At 66.3% G+C, this 15786-nt stretch carries 16 protein-coding genes; 2 read left to right on the forward strand and 14 right to left on the reverse strand.

What is annotated here, in order from left to right; all coding sequences use genetic code 11:
* Window positions 1–7 precede the first annotated feature (7 nt).
* The 5 genes from IY145_RS04810 to IY145_RS04830 all read right to left on the reverse strand — a co-directional run bounded on the left by IY145_RS04810 (window position 8) and on the right by IY145_RS04830 (window position 5472).
* Window positions 8–874: a FecR domain-containing protein gene (locus IY145_RS04810; protein WP_196407164.1), complete on the reverse strand. Its 867-nt coding sequence runs from the start codon at window positions 872–874 to the stop codon at window positions 8–10.
* 25 nt (window positions 875–899) lie between these two features.
* Window positions 900–2228, reverse strand: coding sequence for a lipopolysaccharide assembly protein LapB (locus IY145_RS04815; protein ID WP_210332734.1), 1329 nt, complete (start codon window positions 2226–2228; stop codon window positions 900–902).
* A gap of 84 nt (window positions 2229–2312) precedes the next feature.
* Window positions 2313–2792 (reverse strand): hypothetical protein, encoded by a 480-nt coding sequence (locus IY145_RS04820; protein WP_196407166.1) that lies wholly within the window; start codon window positions 2790–2792, stop codon window positions 2313–2315.
* Window positions 2793–2911: 119 nt separating this feature from the next.
* Window positions 2912–3592 carry a Crp/Fnr family transcriptional regulator gene (locus IY145_RS04825; RefSeq protein WP_196410406.1) on the reverse strand — a complete coding sequence of 227 codons (681 nt, stop codon included), beginning with the start codon at window positions 3590–3592 and terminating at the stop codon, window positions 2912–2914.
* 83 nt (window positions 3593–3675) lie between these two features.
* The gene (locus IY145_RS04830) at window positions 3676–5472 is read right to left on the reverse strand and encodes an alpha/beta hydrolase (RefSeq protein ID WP_246721782.1); all 1797 of its coding nucleotides are present in this window, start codon (window positions 5470–5472) and stop codon (window positions 3676–3678) included.
* A gap of 90 nt (window positions 5473–5562) precedes the next feature.
* Here IY145_RS04830 and IY145_RS04835 point away from each other — a divergent pair, with 90 nt between their 5' ends.
* Entirely contained in the window at window positions 5563–6012 is a 450-nt protein-coding gene (locus IY145_RS04835; RefSeq protein WP_196407168.1) for a DUF4142 domain-containing protein, read from the forward strand.
* Between the two features lie 15 nt (window positions 6013–6027).
* Here IY145_RS04835 and egtD read toward each other — a convergent pair whose 3' ends face one another.
* Both egtD and egtB read right to left on the reverse strand, forming a co-directional pair.
* Complete coding sequence (gene egtD / locus IY145_RS04840) at window positions 6028–7008, reverse strand: L-histidine N(alpha)-methyltransferase (RefSeq protein WP_196407169.1); 981 nt, start codon at window positions 7006–7008, stop codon at window positions 6028–6030.
* Window positions 7005–8321: an ergothioneine biosynthesis protein EgtB gene (egtB, locus tag IY145_RS04845; protein ID WP_196407170.1), complete on the reverse strand. Its 1317-nt coding sequence runs from the start codon at window positions 8319–8321 to the stop codon at window positions 7005–7007. The genes egtD and egtB overlap by 4 nt, the downstream gene beginning before the upstream one ends.
* Before the next feature lie 204 nt (window positions 8322–8525).
* Between egtB and IY145_RS04850 the strand changes: the two genes are divergently transcribed.
* On the forward strand, window positions 8526–8786 hold the full coding sequence (locus IY145_RS04850; protein WP_196407171.1) for a phosphopantetheine-binding protein: 261 nt from the start codon (window positions 8526–8528) through the stop codon (window positions 8784–8786).
* Here IY145_RS04850 and IY145_RS04855 read toward each other — a convergent pair whose 3' ends face one another.
* The 7 genes from IY145_RS04855 to IY145_RS04885 form a co-directional block, all read right to left on the reverse strand.
* Window positions 8787–9566 (reverse strand): L,D-transpeptidase, encoded by a 780-nt coding sequence (locus tag IY145_RS04855; protein ID WP_196407172.1) that lies wholly within the window; start codon window positions 9564–9566, stop codon window positions 8787–8789.
* Between the two features lie 167 nt (window positions 9567–9733).
* Window positions 9734–10141, reverse strand: a complete 408-nt coding sequence (locus IY145_RS04860) for a DUF2306 domain-containing protein (protein ID WP_196407173.1) — start codon at window positions 10139–10141, stop codon at window positions 9734–9736.
* A gap of 119 nt (window positions 10142–10260) precedes the next feature.
* Window positions 10261–12186, reverse strand: a complete 1926-nt coding sequence (gene ftsH, locus IY145_RS04865; protein ID WP_196407174.1) for an ATP-dependent zinc metalloprotease FtsH — start codon at window positions 12184–12186, stop codon at window positions 10261–10263.
* 294 nt (window positions 12187–12480) lie between these two features.
* A complete protein-coding gene (locus tag IY145_RS04870) occupies window positions 12481–12774 on the reverse strand; it encodes a hypothetical protein (protein WP_312030556.1) in 294 nt (97 codons plus the stop codon).
* Complete coding sequence (locus tag IY145_RS04875) at window positions 12771–13262, reverse strand: glutathione peroxidase (protein WP_196407175.1); 492 nt, start codon at window positions 13260–13262, stop codon at window positions 12771–12773. The genes IY145_RS04870 and IY145_RS04875 overlap by 4 nt, the downstream gene beginning before the upstream one ends.
* A gap of 165 nt (window positions 13263–13427) precedes the next feature.
* A complete protein-coding gene (locus tag IY145_RS04880; RefSeq protein WP_196407176.1) occupies window positions 13428–13913 on the reverse strand; it encodes a glutathione peroxidase in 486 nt (161 codons plus the stop codon).
* Between the two features lie 127 nt (window positions 13914–14040).
* Window positions 14041–15525 carry a sigma-54 dependent transcriptional regulator gene (locus IY145_RS04885; RefSeq protein WP_196407177.1) on the reverse strand — a complete coding sequence of 495 codons (1485 nt, stop codon included), beginning with the start codon at window positions 15523–15525 and terminating at the stop codon, window positions 14041–14043.
* Window positions 15526–15786: the final 261 nt, after the last annotated feature.

The raw sequence follows: 15786 nt of genomic DNA on the forward strand, positions 1-15786 counted from the left end.
AAATCGCCTATAGAACAGGCCCGCCCGTATCGACGGGAGGGAGGTAATAATAACCGTCGATCGGCTCTTCGACGATCGGCGGCAAAGGCTGATGGTCGACGCTCGCTTTGCTACGCGCCAGCGCCTGGCCCGCCCAGAACGGACGCAGAGTGTCGAGCCCCGGCTGCTGATCGATCTCGGCGAGGCCGAGCGGCGGCCGCACGTCGCCCAATCCGAGCTCGGCCTCCTGCTCCGTCGGCGCGCGCTTGGCGCCGGCTCGCTGGCCGGGGGCGCTCGCGAGCCGGGCGGTCAGTCGGCGGATCGTCTCCACGCCGACGCTGATGGGATCGCCGAAAACGCCATCGGCCGAGACGCACAGGCCGACGCCCGGACGCGACAAGGTGCGGACGACTCCTCTCGCGGAGATGGTCAGTCTGCCATATTGGTCGACGATCAACGCGCCGCAGCCGGGCTCGTCGAGCACGATCAGCGCCGCGCCGCCGCGCACGCCGATCGTCGCCGAGGGAATACGCAGATTCGCGCCGCCGCCATGGCTGACGCCGCCGCCGACGAAGCGCAGCACGCCCTTGGCCATGGAGACGGCCTGCTCGCCGCCGGCGCCGCCGGAATAGACGAAACGATCGATCGTCACCTGGCTGTTGCGGCCGATCGACAGAGTCGACGTGTCGAGAAACACGATTTGCGCGCTGCCCTCGGCGCCCGTCTCGACGCGCTCGCGATCGACGACATCGGCGCCGAGCGCCAGCGGGCGCGCGGGACGCCCCGGAGGCGCGCTCTGCGCGCTCGAATTCACCGCGCCGACATTGCCGACGGGCTCGGCCTGCGCGGCGGCGGTCGCCGCGAGCAGGACCGCGATCGCGATAGATTGCGCCATTCTGGCCATCCGCCGTCCTCCTCGTTCAGAATCGCGCGACCGGCCCGAACCATACGGACAGATTATCCGTGCGGAAATTGGGCAGGTTCGACTCGTTGCGGGCATATTCGAAAGCGGCCGAGAGGCCGATCTCGCGTGTGATCGGCGCCTCGACCAGCACGCCCGCCGCCCAGCCGACGTCGCGCCGCGGCCGCCAGGGGTCGACCATCGGATCGACAGCGTCGAAAGCGAGCTGGAAAATGCGCCCATAGGGCGCGATCGACCATTTCCGCCCGAGCGAGGCCAGAGGCGGATCGAAATCGAGCCTCACCAGCGCCTGCTCCTCGATCTCGTCGAAAGATTGCGAGCGCAGCGCCGCATTATGGCGGGTGAAGGCGGTGCGCGTCTCGAGGCGCAACGCATCCGAAGGACGCCAGACGGTCCCGATCGAGGCGGTGACCGCGCTGCCGGTCGAAATAGCGCTCAGCGAGGCGAAGGGCCCACCGATGGAGACGCCGAGATAGCGATATTCGACGCCGGGCTCGATCGACAACGATTCGCCGAGCAACGGCAGGCGCGCGACGACGCCGGCGCCGCCCGAATTCAGAAAATTGCCGCCGCCGACATAAGAGGTGAGGCCGGTGACGTAAGGCTTGACGCTCGCGCCGGGAAGAAACTCCGCATCGAGCGCGAAGCGCGGCCCCGAGGAGAGGCCGAAGACGCCGACATTATAGCTCGCCACGTGGAATTGCTGCGTGGCGTAGCCCTTGAAGCGCGTCTCCAGCTGCGCCGACCGCTCGGCGTCGAGATCGGTGTCATTGGCGATGTCGACGAGCTCGAAAGCGTTGAAATCGGCGCGGCGCGGCAGCGGCGACAACACGCCCACGCCGCCGACGAGGAACAGCCCATTCGTCGGGAAGAAAGAGGCGTTGGATTGCGAACGCAGGCCGGTCTGCAGACGCGCCGACCAGCGGCTCGATTCGGTCTGGCGCTCGACATCCGGCAGCAGGGACTCGATCTGCGCTTTCTGCGCGGGGTCGAGATCGGGCGCCTCGAGCGCGGCGCGCAGATGCAGAGCCGCGGTCTGATAGGCGCCGAGGCGGGCGTAGAGCACCCCCAGCTCCTTGCGCGCCCGCGCCAGCGCCGGATTGAAGGCGATGAGACGCTCCAGCGCACCGATCGCCGCCTCGTGATCCCCGAGCTCCCGCGAAATCAGCACATAACGATAGGTTGCGTCATAGTCGGTCGGATGGCGCCGCAAATGATCAGAGAGCCGGGTCTGCTCCGCGCGCCCCTCCGGCTCGGCGGCCGCGGGCGCGGCGAAGAGAGCCGCCGCCCCGAGCAGGGAGACCGCGGCGGCCGTCTTTCGGAACATATCCAGCACGACATACCTCTCGGCAAAACATCGGAGCGCCGGCAATGGCGCAGGAAGAAAAGAGAAATTTCGCCGAAGGCGCGCTCAAGCTGACTCGAATCGCAGCCCGCGGCAAGCCGAGCCACCACGCGGCGGAAGAAAGCCCGCCGACTGTGGCCGATCCGTCACATCCCCCATCCGACCCCGCGCCTGAGCGGCGGATCGCGAAAAGCCGCTCGATGGGCGTCGCGCCGCGAGACGATCGATGACGCCGAGCGCGGCTTCGATCGCGATCCCGTCCGGCGGCGCGGCGCGGAAGCGCGGCTCGCCCCGCGGCACGGAGAGAAAGCGGCGCAGCACCAGCAGCAGCTCCGCCGCGAGACGGGTCGCGCCTATGTCGAGCGCCCGGCGCATGTCGCAGACGATGAGGTCGCGCACGAAATCCGCGCCGCGATCGCAGAGCATCAGATAGCTCTCATAGAGGGACTGATGAAAGGGCGACGGAATCGCGCCGGGAATCATCTCGTGCGGCCCGAGCCCGCAGAGCTCGGCGCATCGGGACAAGGGGATCAGAGCAAAGGACATGGCGGGCTCGTCTGGCGCGGACTCGTCTGGCGGGGTTGGACGCCCGCGTCGAGCGAGCGTCGCCACTCTAGCCGGCGCCCGGCCGCCCCTCTGTGCGCGATCGCACAAGAGGGACAGGCTCAGCCCGCCTGCTCGAGACAGGCGGTCAGACGCTGCTCCAGCTGCGAGGGCCGCAGCAGCACCAGCCCGCCTCTGATCTTCTCGGCGAGGCCCTCGTGGACCATCGCCTGCACCTCGCGATTCACCTGCTCACGGCGGCAGCCGATGCGCGCGGCGAGATCGTGCTGCAGCGGCGGCGGCGAGATGATCGACTGGCCGTCATGGCCCTTGCGCGGCAAAGCGAGGCGCAGCAGCTCGGCGTAGAGCCGATGGCGCAGATCGAGCACGGAGCGCTCGAACAGCCGCGCATTGAGATCGCGGACGCGCTTGCTCAACAGGCGCAGCACTTTTTCGCAGACGGCCGGCTGAGTGAAGAGGACCGTCTTGAACAGGCTGGCCGGCATGATGCACAGCTCGGATTTCGTCAGCGCGGTGACATTGGCCGAGCGCTCGGCGCCGTCGATCGCCGCCATTTCCCCGAAAATCTGGCCCGGATGGAGGTCTGTGAGAATGACCTCCTTGCCAGCCGGCGTGCGAATGAGCACGCGCAAATCGCCGGAGACGATGAAATAGACGTCGGTCGAGCGATCGTCATAGTCGACGACGAGCTCGCGCTCGTCGAAGCGCCGCCAGACGCATTTGCGGGCGACGCGTTCCGCCTCGGCGGCGTCCAACCCTTCAAAGAATGATATGCGCAACAAAGAGTTCGACACTTTACGTCCCGCCCAGAGCCCTGCGGGGGAGTTTTACAAGGAATTAGCGGCGCGTCGAGCGCAAAGGCTTGTCAACGCTGGTAGACATACTGTCCGGGCGCCGCGCAGAGCGGCGTGAAGCCGCGCGAGGCCGCACCCATGGGCGGCGGCACGACGCGTTCCGCCGAGCCATGGGCCGCGAGCCAGGAGGCCCAGAGGGACCACCAGGAGCCCTCCACCCGCCGCGCCGCCGCGAGCCATTTGTCGGCCGAGACATAATGATCGCCGGCCCTGCGCAGGCCGGCATGATAGGAGCGGCCGGGATGGCCCGGCTCGCAGACCACTCCGGCGTTGTGGCCTCCGGTGGTCAGCGCGAAGGTCAACTCATTGTCGGTGAAGAGATGGACCTTATAGACCGAGCGCCAGGGAGCGATATGATCGGTCTCCGTGCCGACGACGAACATGGGCGCGGAAATATCCTTCAGCGCCACCACCTCGCCCTCGACGGCGTAACGGCCGGCCGTCAGCCGGTTCTCGAGGAACAGCCCACGCAAATATTGCGAATGCATGCGATAGGGCATGCGCGTCTGATCGGCGCTCCAGGCCATGAGATCATTGGGCTTCTGACGATCGCCGAGCAGATATTCGCGCACCGCCTTGGACCAGACGAGCTCATTGGAGCGCAGCGCCGCGAAGGCCCCGGCCATTTGGCGCGTGTCGAGCACGCCTTGGTCCCACATCATATCTTCGAGAAAAGCGACCTGCGCGGCGTCGACGAACAGCATCAGCTCGCCCGGCTCGCTGAAATCGGTCTGCGCCGCGAGCAGAGTGAGGCTGGCGAGACGCTCGTCGTGATCGCGCGCCATCGCCGCGGCGGCGATGGAGAGCAACGTGCCGCCGAGGCAATAGCCGCAGGCGTGGATCTTACGGCCGGGCAGCACGGCCCCGATCGCCGTGAGCGCCGCGAGCACGCCGGAGACGCGATAATCGTCGAAGGAGAGATCGCGATCCTGCGGCGTCGGATTGCGCCAGGAAATCATGAAGACGGAAAAGCCCTGCGAAACCAGATAGCGCACGAGCGAATTCTGCGGGCGCAGATCGAGCACGTAATATTTCATGATCCAGGCCGGCACGATCAGGATCGGCTCGGCGAAGACGCTGTCCGTCGTCGGCCCATATTGGATGAGCTCGATCAGCTCGTTGCGAAAGATCACCTCGCCCGGCGTCGCCGCAACATCGACGCCGACGCGGAAGCCGTTCCCGCCATTGGGCGTGTCGAGCAGAGCGCGCGTAAAATCCTCGATGAAATTCTCGGCGCCGCGCAGCAGATTGGCGCCGCCTTCCTTCATCGTGCGGTCGATGACGGTCGGATTGAGCCAGAAGGCGTTGGACGGCGAGAACAACGCCAGCCATTGCTGCGCCATGAAGGCGACGCGGGCCGCGTCATTGGGCGTCATGCCGCGCGCCTCGCGCGTCGCCTGCCGCCACCAATGCTCGGCTGCGAGAAAGCTCTGCTTCCAAAAGGCGAAAGGCGGCGCGTCCCAGGCGGGATCATCGAAGCGCTTGTCGAAAGGCGCCGGCTCGAAGGGCGCCGCCGCGACCTCGCCGCGCGCGGCGTGAACGGCGAATTGCGTATATCTGGCCGCGTCCTGCAGGGCGACGAGCGACAGTTCGATCTGCCGCCCCGGCGCGCGGGAGAGATGCGTCGCCCAATCGAGCCAGGCCGACATTTGCGCGAGCGGCGACACGCCATGAGTGACACGCGCGGTGAAGGCGCGGGCGGCGCGATCCAGCGTGTCGAAAGAGGGGATTTCTCTGCCGAGGTCGAGCTCGGGCGGCCTTTCCTCGGCGGTCGGGGGCGGCGGCGTCACGGTCGAGACGAGATTCATGCGGTCGCTCCTCTTGCGCGCAGGCCCATGTCGACCCAGCTTCATGAAGTGTGCATGACGGCGCAGGAATCGTGGCTCCGGGAGACGACGATGCAGCGCGCAGCCTATGTTTCAGCGAAGGACTTCGTCGACAGGGTCGTGGTCGCCGGTCGCTTCGAAGTCTACACGAGCGAGCTGGCGACGCGCTATGCGCGTTCCGTCGCGGTCAAACGCTTCGCGCAGCAGATGATCGCCGATAGCCGCGCGACCGAAGAAGAATTCGCCTCGACGTTGGAAAAAGCGGCGCTCGAGCCTCCCATCGACGCAATGGACATAGCCTATAGCGCGAAATATTTTCCGCTGCCGGCTTTCGGCCAGATGGATGATTTCGACGATTCTTATGTGCTGCAGCAAGTCGAAGTGCATGAGGACGCCGTTTCGCTCTTCAGCGACTATGCCGCGCGTGGGCAGGCGCCGGAGCTCCAGGCGTTTGCGGCGCGCCTGCTGCCACGTCTCGAAGAGCGTCTGCGCATGGCGCGGGAGTTGACGACGCGGCGATGAAGAGCGCGGCCGAGCCTATCCGACCTGCGCGGCCTCAGGCGCCCGTAGCTCGTGGACGCTGAACAGCGCGTCCGCATCGGTCCACACGCGGCCGGGCGCCCAGCCTGCGCCGCGAGCCGCCGCGCGAAACTCGCCCACGGCGTATTTGTAGCAATCCTCCGTATGGATCGCCTCGCCGCGCGAGAAGGCGAAGTCGCGCCCGCGAATTGTCGCCGTCTGACGGCGCCGGCTTACGAGACGCATTTCGACGCGGCCCGCGCGCTCGTCATAGATCGCCTGATGGCCGAAGCCCGAAAGGTCGAAGCCGCCGCCCAGCTCACGATTTATGCGCGCCAGCAGATTGAGGTTGAACGCCGCTGTCACGCCATGCGCGTCATTATAGGCGGCGATGAAACGGGAGGGCTCCTTCTTCAGATCGACGCCGACGATGAGCCGACCGCCCGGCCCGAGCAGGATACGCATGGCGAGCAGCAGACCGCGCGCCTCCTCCGGCGCGAAATTGCCGATCGTCGAGCCGGGGAAAAAGCCGATACGGCGGCGGCTGGCGAGGTCGTCCGGCAGCGCGACCGGCCGCGAGAAATCGGCAACGATCGGGCTGACGCGCAAATGCGGGAAGCGCGCGGAAAGACGCGCGCGCGCCTTTTCCAGCGCGCTGGCGCAGACGTCGATCGGCGCGTAGAGGGCGAGGCTCGGCGCGCGCTCGAGCAGGATCTCCGTCTTGCGGCTCGAGCCGGAGCCGAACTCGACGAGCGCGGCGTCCTCGCCCGCGCCGTCGAGCATCTCCTCGCCGTGAGCGCTCAGAATATCCGTCTCGACGCGGGTCGGATAATAATCCGGCAGGCGCGTGATCTCGTCGAACAATTCGCTGCCGACCGCATCGTAGAAATAGAGGCAGGAGAGGCGCTTTTCGGCCCGCGAGAGACCGTCGAGCACATCCGCCGCAAAGCCATGGCCTTTCGGCGAGAAAGGCTGGGCGCAATCGATCTCGTTCGTCATCGGCTCACATCCCTGGCGAGGCGCAGGCCGGCGAACAGCCAGCGCTGGCGCGCATAGAGGAAATTGCGATAGCTCGCGCGAATATGGCTCCGCGGCGTCACGCAGCCGCCGCCGCGCAGCACATGCTGGTCGCACATGAATTTGGCGTTGTATTCGCCGAGCGCGCCTGCGGGACGGCGGTAGCCGGGATAGGGAAGATGCGCGCTTCCCGTCCATTCCCACACATCGCCGAAGAGCTGGCGCGGATGGCCCTGAAAGCTCTCCGCCGGCGGCATGGGGCGCAGCGCGCCGCTGTCGAGCAGATTGCCTGTGACCGGCTCCTCGCTCGCCACAGTCTCCCATTCGAATTCCGTGGGCAGGCGCGCGCCGGCCCAATGAGCGAAAGCGTCGGCCTCGTAGAAGCTCACATGCGCGACCGGGGCGGCAGGCTCCGGCGGCCGCAGACCCTCGAGCGTCATCGCGACAAAGGCGCCGCCGCACCGCTCCCAATAGGCCGGAGCCTCCCAGCCCTCGCGCTGGACCACGGCCCAGCCGTCGAAGAGCCAGAGCGAGGGATCGCGATAGCCGCCGTCCTCGATGAATTCGAGCCATTCGGCGTTGGTGATCGGCCGATCGGCGATCTCGAAGGGATGAATCAGCGCATCATGGCGCGGCGTCTCATTGTCGAAGCAAAAGCCCTCGCCGCTATCGCGACCGATGCGGACGATTCCGCCGGCATAGCCGATCCAGCGCAGCGGCTCGGGGGCGTCGCCGAGGCTGCGCGGCGGCGCGGAGCGATAGGCGGGCCGCAACGGATTGGCGGCGAAGAGCGCGAGACTATCGGCGAGCATCAACTCTTGATGCTGCTGCTCGTGCTGCACGCCGAGCTCGATCAGCGTCGCGGCCTCGCTCTGCGGCGCGAGGCCGCGATCGAAGAGCCGCTCCAGCCCCGTCTCCACATGGCGGCGATAGGCGAGCACGCGCTCGAGCGGCGGCCGACTCAGCAGGCCGCGCCGCGGCCGCGGTTGCCGCGCGCCGACGCATTCGTAATAGGAGTTGAAGCAATAGCCGAAGGCGGGATCGAAGAGCTCATAAGCCGGCAGAAAGCGCGCCAGCACGAAACTCTCGAAGAACCAGCTCGTATGGGCGAGATGCCATTTGGTCGGGCTCGCCTCTTCGATCGCCTGCGCCGCCATGTCTTCGGCGCCGAGCGGCTCGGTGAGCGCGAGCGTGCGCTCGCGCGCCGCCGCCAGGCGGGCGCGCAATGTCTCGATCGGCGGCTCGCCATGCGGAGGCGCCGCGAAAACCGATCGCGCCATCGGCCGTGTCGCCATCGGCTCTTGTCCTCGCGAGGGTCCGCGCCCATGCCATTCGCGCCCGTGTCGTCGGCGCCATCGACACTGCGGCCATATAGGCCGCTCCGATGAGGCGGCAATCCGATGGCGACCCGTGCGTGCGCGCACAGAAGCAAAATTCGGCGGGCCCTAAGCTCCTCTCACGCTCGATGAGAAAAGAGCAAAACGAGAGGGACTGGGGCCATGATCGAATTCATCCGCCGCGCCATCGACGCCAAGGGCAATCTGCCGGTCGCCGCCGCGAGCCTTTCCGCGGAGGCCGATCTCTACGCCGCCGGGCTCTCGCCCTTCGGCGCCATTCAAGTGATGCTGTGGCTGGAGCGCGAGATCGACGTCGAATTTCCGAAGTCGATGCTGAACCGCCGCAGCATGGCGACGATGGCGACGATCACCGCCCTGCTCGGAGAGCTCGAGCAGGCCGAGGCTCGTCCGCGGGCAGCGTGATTATCTGACGACGACGCGGGCGCCTTTGGCGACGCGCTGGTAAAGATCGATCACATCCGCATTGAGCATGCGGATGCAGCCCGAAGAGACGGCGCGGCCGATGCTCTCGGGCTCATTGGTTCCGTGAATGCGGAACAAAGTGTCCTTCTGCCCCTGGAACAGATAGAGCGCCCGCGCGCCGAGCGGATTTCTCAGCCCGCCGTCCATATGCTCGGGCAGATCGGGGCGGCGCTCCAGCATTTCGGGCGGCGGAGTCCAGCCCGGCCAGAAGGCCTTGCGGCCGATCTTCGCCTCGCCCTTCCAGGCGAAGCCCGTGCGGCCGACGCCGATCGCATATTCCACCGCGCGGCCGTCCTCGAGCGAGAGATAGAGACGCCGCGCGCGCGTGTCGATCGTCAGCGTGCCGGCCTCTTGCGTCGTGGGATCGGCGACGAAACGGCGCCGCGTCTGGCGCATGTCGACATCGTCGTCATAATCGATCGGAGTCGAATAATCGGGATCGGCGTCGGGCGGCAGAGCGGCGAGGCGCTCCCTCTCCCGATCGTCCCGCGCCCGATTTTCCCTGCCCCGCGCGCGCGGCGGATCGCGCCGCTCTTCATCGAATGGCCAATTGGCGCGGGCGCGCGGGCGGCGCGGCTGCCGCTCGCCGTCCGGCTCGCCGGCGGCGCCGTTCTGCGCGCCATAGGTCGAATCCGGCCAATAATAATATTGGGCGGCGGCAGAGCCCGCATTCACGAGCAGAGCGACGAAGCCGAGGACGAGACCCGAACGAAGCGACATGACGATTTCCGATCGATCCAACTGTCTTTATCGGCGACGAACGCGGCGAAAAACCGGCGCGCCGCGCTCGCCTCCCAGATAGAGCCATATGGAGCGGCGGCGCGGGCGTGACAGGGCCGATCCGCGCAGAATGCACGAAAAACGCCACGCCGGCGCGAGCCCCGGCGTCATTCGAACACAAGGCGATGCATGATCCTCCCGGGGACGGCGAAAGCAACGACGAGGGGAATTCCGATCCCGAGCAGGGCGAGGCAAGCCATGCCGATCCGATGCGCGCGAATGCGACCGCGCCGAGCGTCCCGCACCGCACGCCAGAGAAGCGCGAGTGTCGTCACGGCGAGCAAATGAAGCCAGCTGACGCCTCCGATATGCGGCGGCGTCGGCCGGTCCAGAATGAAGAAGGACGAGGCGCAGACCGCGATCATCGCTCCGACCCACGCCCGGCCGATCGACTTATGCAACGGCGTTCCCTTCGGAAGGACGAATTGCGCCGGAGCGAGAAGGATGGCGGCGGCGACGGCGGCGACATGCGCGAGAATCTCCGGAGGAGCGGTCGCCAGCGGCTGAAAATCCATGGAAACGCCTTTGTTTGCAGCGTGGAATGCAATTGACAGGCGCGGCCGGTCCATAGGCATGATAGCAAAAAGCCCGGTCCAAAGGACCGGGCTTCGCTTCTGCGCGGATGTGTTGCGCATCACACCGGATGCGGCTCGAGGCCTCCCGTGTCCGGCTCGGGCGAGGGGCGCGCCGAGCCGGCCGTGGGCACGGGCGAGGGGCGCGCCGGCGGCGGCGGCGGAACGTCCTCGCGCACGGGCGTCTTGCCCTGCAGCAGGCCGATCAGCTCCTCGCCGGTCAGCGTCTCGAACTCCAGCAGTCCATTGGCCAGCAGGTCGAGATCGCCGCGCTTCTCGGTCAGAATGCGCTTGGCGTCGTCATAGCCTTCCTGCACCAGGCGCCGCACCTCCGAGTCGATCGTCTGCTGCGTCGCCTCGGAGAGCGTCTGCGTGCGGCCCATCGAATAGCCGAGGAACTGCTCCTGCTGCGGCTCGGCGTAGGCCACTGTGCCGAGCTTGTCCGAGAAGCCGAGCTGCGTCACCATCGCCCGCGCGATGCGCGTGCATTGCTGAATGTCGCTCGCCGCGCCGGACGTCACCTTGTCGTGGCCGAACACCAGCTCTTCCGCCACGCGCCCGCCCATCGCCAATGCGAGCATGGCTTTGAGCTGCTCATAGCTCTGCGAGATCTGATCGCGCTCCGGCAGGCCCTGCACCATGCCCAGCGCGCGGCCGCGCGGGATGATCGTCGCCTTGTGGATCGGGATCGCGCCCGGCATGTTGAGTTGCACCAGCGCATGGCCGCCCTCGTGGAAGGCGGTGAGGCGCTTCTCCTCCTCCGTCATCACCAGAGTGCGGCGCTCGGCGCCCATCATGATCTTGTCGCGCGAATCCTCGAACTCCTGCCGCGTGACGATGCGCTTGCTGCGACGCGCCGCGAGCAGCGCCGCCTCATTGACGAGGTTCATCAGATCGGCGCCCGAGAAGCCCGGCGTGCCGCGCGCGACGACCTTCAAATCCACATCCGGCGCCAGCGGCACCTTGCGGGCATGGACCTTGAGGATCTTCTCGCGGCCGATGAAGTCCGGGTTCGGCACATTGATCTGACGATCGAAGCGGCCGGGACGCATCAGCGCCGGATCGAGCACGTCGGGGCGGTTGGTCGCGGCGATGAGGATGATGCCCTCATTGGCCTCGAATCCGTCCATCTCGACGAGCAGCTGATTGAGCGTCTGCTCGCGCTCGTCATTGCCGCCGCCGAGGCCTGCGCCGCGGTGACGACCGACGGCGTCGATCTCGTCGACGAAGATGATGCAAGGCGCATTCTTCTTCGCCTGCTCGAACATGTCGCGCACGCGGCTGGCGCCGACGCCGACGAACATTTCGACGAAGTCGGAGCCAGAGATGGTGAAGAACGGCACATTCGCCTCGCCGGCGATGGCGCGGGCGAGCAGCGTCTTACCCGTGCCGGGCGGTCCGACGAGCAGCACGCCGCGCGGAATGCGGCCGCCGAGGCGCTGGAATTTCTGCGGATCGCGCAGGAATTCGACGATCTCCTGCAAATCCTCTTTCGCCTCGTCGACGCCCGCGACATCCTCGAAGGTCACGCGGCCCTGCGTCTCGGTCAGGAGCTTGGCCTTCGACTTGCCGAAGCCCATGGCGCGGCCGGCGCCGCCGTTCTGCATCTGCCGCGCGAGAAACACCCACACGCCGAGAAAGGCGATGAGCGGCAGCGCATTCAGGAACAGCGTCATCCACCAGCTGCCGCCGTCGTTCGACGGACGCGCGCTGATGGCCACATTCTTGGCGGTCAGGCGCTGCACCAGCGTCGGATCATTCGGCGAATAAGTGGTGAAGGAGCGATTGTCCGCGAAATGCCCGGATATCTCATTGCCGGCGATGGTCACGTCATGGACTCGGCCCTGGTCGATCTGCGCCAGCAATTCGCTGAAGGTGATGTCGCGTCCAGCCGTGCGTTGGTTGCGCTGATCGAACAGCATGGCCAGCGCGACCGCGAGCAGCGCGACAATCGCGAATATCATGAAGGGCTTGTAATTCAGTTTCATCGACGACCTCCGACGGACGGTCCGCCCGGCTGCGGGACGCCTTCCCCGCGTCGACGGCGCGTGTCGCTTTTGTGACCTTACGACAGCAGCTCCAAGTCGCCAAATTAAATGCAGTCATGCGCCATGAAACGCGAGCATGAGCAGGGCCGTGTGCTCGGCCATTGGCGCGAGCTTCGCCGGCGCCGGGCGGCTCGGGTCTCGCCCGAGACAAAAGGTCGCAGCGCCGATTCGTCTCGGCCGCCTTTTGCCGAGCGCGCCATCGAGACCGCCCTGCGCAAGCTCCCCGGCGAGACGTCACCCCAGATATTTCGGCAGCTCGCGCTCGAACTCCGGAAAATAGAGCGAGATCACGCTCACATCGAATTGCGCGAGAATCTGCTCCTTGGACTCGCGGTCGAGCAGGAAGCGAAACGCCGCGTCGAGACATTGCTCGGCGCTGGAGACGCCGCCGCCCAATCGCTCGGCGAGCGTTTGCGACATGGTCACGCGATGGCGCGATTTGCTGGCCGCGTCGCGCACGACGACGTCGAAGGAGAGCATTTTCGGCGCGCCGTCGTCGCGGCGCGCAATGTCGATCGCGATGGTCACGGCGCCTCCGCCAAAAGTTTCTCGATGTCGGCCGCGATCGCCTGCGGCTTATCGGTCGACGCATAGCGTTTCACGACGCGGCCCTTTCGATCGACGAGGAATTTGGTGAAATTCCATTTGATCGCCTGCGTTCCGAAAAGGCCGGGCGCCTGCGCCTTCAAAAAGCGATAGAGCGGATGGGCGGTCTCGCCATTCACCTCGATCTTGGCGAAGAGCGGAAAGGTCACGTCATAGCTCAGGGAGCAGAAGGCGCCGATGGCGGCCTCGTCGCCCGGCTCCTGATGGCCGAATTGATCGCAGGGAAAGCCGAGCACGGCGAAACCGCGGTCGCGATACTCGCGCCAGAGCGCCTCGAGCCCCGCATATTGCGGCGTGAATCCGCATTTGCTCGCCACATTGACGACGAGCAGAACTTTGCCGGCATAGTCGGCGAGGCTCTGTGTCCCGCCGTCTATCGCGCGCGCTCGAAAATCATATATCCCGCCCATGACGACGGCGACCTCTCTCCTCGTCGCCCGGATCGCGGCGCGCCCGAGCCTCCGCGCGAACCCACCGCATCTACGGCGGGTTTGCAAGGGAGCTGCTCGACCAATATGGCGCGCTCGCGCGATTTCGTCACCGCGCCCGCCCTCGGAGGGCGGGCGCCCGCGGACTCAGGCCTCGGCCGCGAGCAGCGCGTGAATGTCGGGCTCCATCTGGCGCGGCGTATTGGTCGCCTGGAAGCGCTTCACCACATTTCCCTTCCGATCGATGAGAAATTTGGTGAAATTCCACTTCACGTCTTCCGCCGGGCCCGGATCCTTCTCCTTCAGCAGCTTGTAGAGCGGATGCTGATTTTCGCCATTCACCTCGATCTTGCTGAACAGCGGGAAGGTCACGATGAAGCGGGTCGAGCAGAAGGTCTTGATCTCCTCGTCGGTTCCCGGCTCCTGATTGCTGAACTGGTTGCAAGGGAAGCCCAGAATGACGAAACCCTTGTCGCGGTTCTCGTTCCAGATCGCCTCGAGGCCATTGTATTGCAGCGTGAAGCCGCATCGGCTCGCCACATTGACGATCAGGATCACCTTGCCGGCGTAGTCGCCGATCTTGACGGTTTCGCCGTCGATCGTGCGCGCTTCGATATCATAGAGCTCGGACATGACTGAGAAGGTCTCCGTTCTTCGCGCGGCGCCCGAGAGCGCGCGGCGCATTCTAAGCCGCAGAATGGCCGCCAGCGCTTCCGCGGGCAAGCCGGCAGACGCCTAAATTCGCGGCGCCTTCGCCTCTTCAGGCGGCGTCGACATTCTCGTCCATCTCCTCGCCGAGCCCGTACTCCTTCATTTTCCGGTAGAGCGTCGAGCGGCCTATGCCCAGACGACGCGCAATCTCCGACATCTGCCCGCGATAATGGACGAGGGCGAATTTGATGACCTCCGCCTCCAGCTCCTCGAGGCGGCGCATATCGCCATGCGGCCCGAGCAGCGCCATCACATTGGGATCGCGAATCTCGACCCGCACGATCTCCCGCTCCGGCGCGGAGCCGGGCGCGACGGGCGCCGGAACCGGCGGCACGCGGGCCGAAAACCCGTCCACATGGGCGGCGATCTGCGGAAATTCATTGACCGTCAGCTCGTCGCCGTCGGCCAGCACCACGGCGCGGAACACGGCGTTCTCGAGCTGGCGGACATTGCCCGGCCAGTCGTAGCTGGCCAGCAGATTGGCCGCCTCATTGGCGATGCCGCGCAGACGCTTGTTCTCCTCCGCCGCGAAGCGGATGGCGAAGCGGCGCGCCAGATCGCCGATATCGTCGCGGCGCGCGCGCAGCGGCGGAATGGTGATGGGGAAGACATTGAGGCGATAGAACAAATCCTCGCGGAACTGGCCGCGCTTGACCAGCTCGATCAGATTTTGGTTCGTCGCCGAGATGAGGCGGATGTCGACGCGCACCGGGCGCTTGGCGCCGACAGGATCGATCTCGCCCTCCTGCAAGGCGCGGAGCAGCTTCACCTGCGTCTCGAGCGGCAATTCGCCGATCTCGTCGAGGAACAGCGTGCCGCCATTGGCCTCGAGGAATTTGCCCGAATGCTTCTCGGTCGCGCCGGTGAAGGCGCCCTTCTCATGGCCGAAGAGGATGGATTCGACGAGATTGGCCGGCAGAGCGCCGCAATTCACGGTGACGAAGGGCTTGCCACGGCGATCCGAGCCGCCCTGAATGGCGCGCGCGACGATCTCCTTGCCGACGCCCGACTCGCCCTCGATGAGCACCGGAATATTCGAATGGGCGGCGCGCTCGCCGAGGCGGATGACCCGCGCCATCTCGTCGCTGCGCGAGACGAGGTCGCGGAAGGTCAGCGCGCCCTGCGTGCGGCGATTGACACGGCGCAACTCGCCCGCGAGCGCATCGGCCGACAGCGCATTCTTGATGGAGACCTGCAGACGCTCCGCGCCGACCGGCTTGACGACGAAATCATGCGCGCCGGCGCGCATGGCCGAGATCACCGTCTCGATGGAGCCATTGGCGGTCTGCACGATGACGGGCACGTCGATCTTGAGGTCACGCATGCGGGTGAGCACCCCCATACCGTCGAGATCGGGCATGACGAGGTCGAGAATGAGCAGATCGATCGGCGTCGCGCCGTTCTTCGTCAGCCGCGTCAAAACCTGCTCGCCGCCGTCGACGGTCTCCACATCGAAGCCGAAACGCCGCGCCGAAGCCTCGAGCAGACGGCGCTGGACCGGATCATCATCGGCGATAAGTATCGTTGAAGTCATTGATCCTCTTGAAATCTCTCAAGGCTGCGCGGTGTGGGCTCGACCGGATCGCGACGATCCGACGCGTGCGGTAGAGGACGTGGACGACACCATCTCCAGCCCATGCTCGGGGATCAGGGTAAAGGGGTCGTTAACGAGAGCCTCGCCGTCCGGGCGATTCCAGGGGCCGAGGAGCGTGAAAGGGCCGAGGAGCGTGAAATCTCCCGAACGGCCTGCGACTTGCATTTTTTCCGTTCTGTGCCCGATATTCGGCGAAACGCC

Origin of the sequence: Methylosinus sp. H3A (assembly GCF_015709455.1) — a bacterium.
Classification (GTDB): Bacteria; Pseudomonadota; Alphaproteobacteria; order Rhizobiales; family Beijerinckiaceae; genus Methylosinus.

Bases quoted from the DNA above. Each gene is read 5' to 3' on its own strand.
- IY145_RS04810 (WP_196407164.1), bottom strand. From the start codon at position 874: ATGGCGCAATCTATCGCGATCGCGGTCCTGCTCGCGGCGACCGCCGCC.
- IY145_RS04815 (WP_210332734.1), bottom strand. From the start codon at position 2,228: ATGTTCCGAAAGACGGCCGCCGCGGTCTCCCTGCTCGGGGCGGCGGCT.
- IY145_RS04820 (WP_196407166.1), bottom strand. From the start codon at position 2,792: ATGTCCTTTGCTCTGATCCCCTTGTCCCGATGCGCCGAGCTCTGCGGG.
- IY145_RS04830 (WP_246721782.1), bottom strand. From the start codon at position 5,472: ATGAATCTCGTCTCGACCGTGACGCCGCCGCCCCCGACCGCCGAGGAA.
- IY145_RS04835 (WP_196407168.1), top strand. From the start codon at position 5,563: ATGCAGCGCGCAGCCTATGTTTCAGCGAAGGACTTCGTCGACAGGGTC.
- egtD (WP_196407169.1), bottom strand. From the start codon at position 7,008: ATGACGAACGAGATCGATTGCGCCCAGCCTTTCTCGCCGAAAGGCCAT.
- egtB (WP_196407170.1), bottom strand. From the start codon at position 8,321: ATGGCGACACGGCCGATGGCGCGATCGGTTTTCGCGGCGCCTCCGCAT.
- IY145_RS04850 (WP_196407171.1), top strand. From the start codon at position 8,526: ATGATCGAATTCATCCGCCGCGCCATCGACGCCAAGGGCAATCTGCCG.
- IY145_RS04855 (WP_196407172.1), bottom strand. From the start codon at position 9,566: ATGTCGCTTCGTTCGGGTCTCGTCCTCGGCTTCGTCGCTCTGCTCGTG.
- IY145_RS04860 (WP_196407173.1), bottom strand. From the start codon at position 10,141: ATGGATTTTCAGCCGCTGGCGACCGCTCCTCCGGAGATTCTCGCGCAT.
- ftsH (WP_196407174.1), bottom strand. From the start codon at position 12,186: ATGAAACTGAATTACAAGCCCTTCATGATATTCGCGATTGTCGCGCTG.
- IY145_RS04875 (WP_196407175.1), bottom strand. From the start codon at position 13,262: ATGGGCGGGATATATGATTTTCGAGCGCGCGCGATAGACGGCGGGACA.
- IY145_RS04880 (WP_196407176.1), bottom strand. From the start codon at position 13,913: ATGTCCGAGCTCTATGATATCGAAGCGCGCACGATCGACGGCGAAACC.
- IY145_RS04885 (WP_196407177.1), bottom strand. From the start codon at position 15,525: ATGACTTCAACGATACTTATCGCCGATGATGATCCGGTCCAGCGCCGT.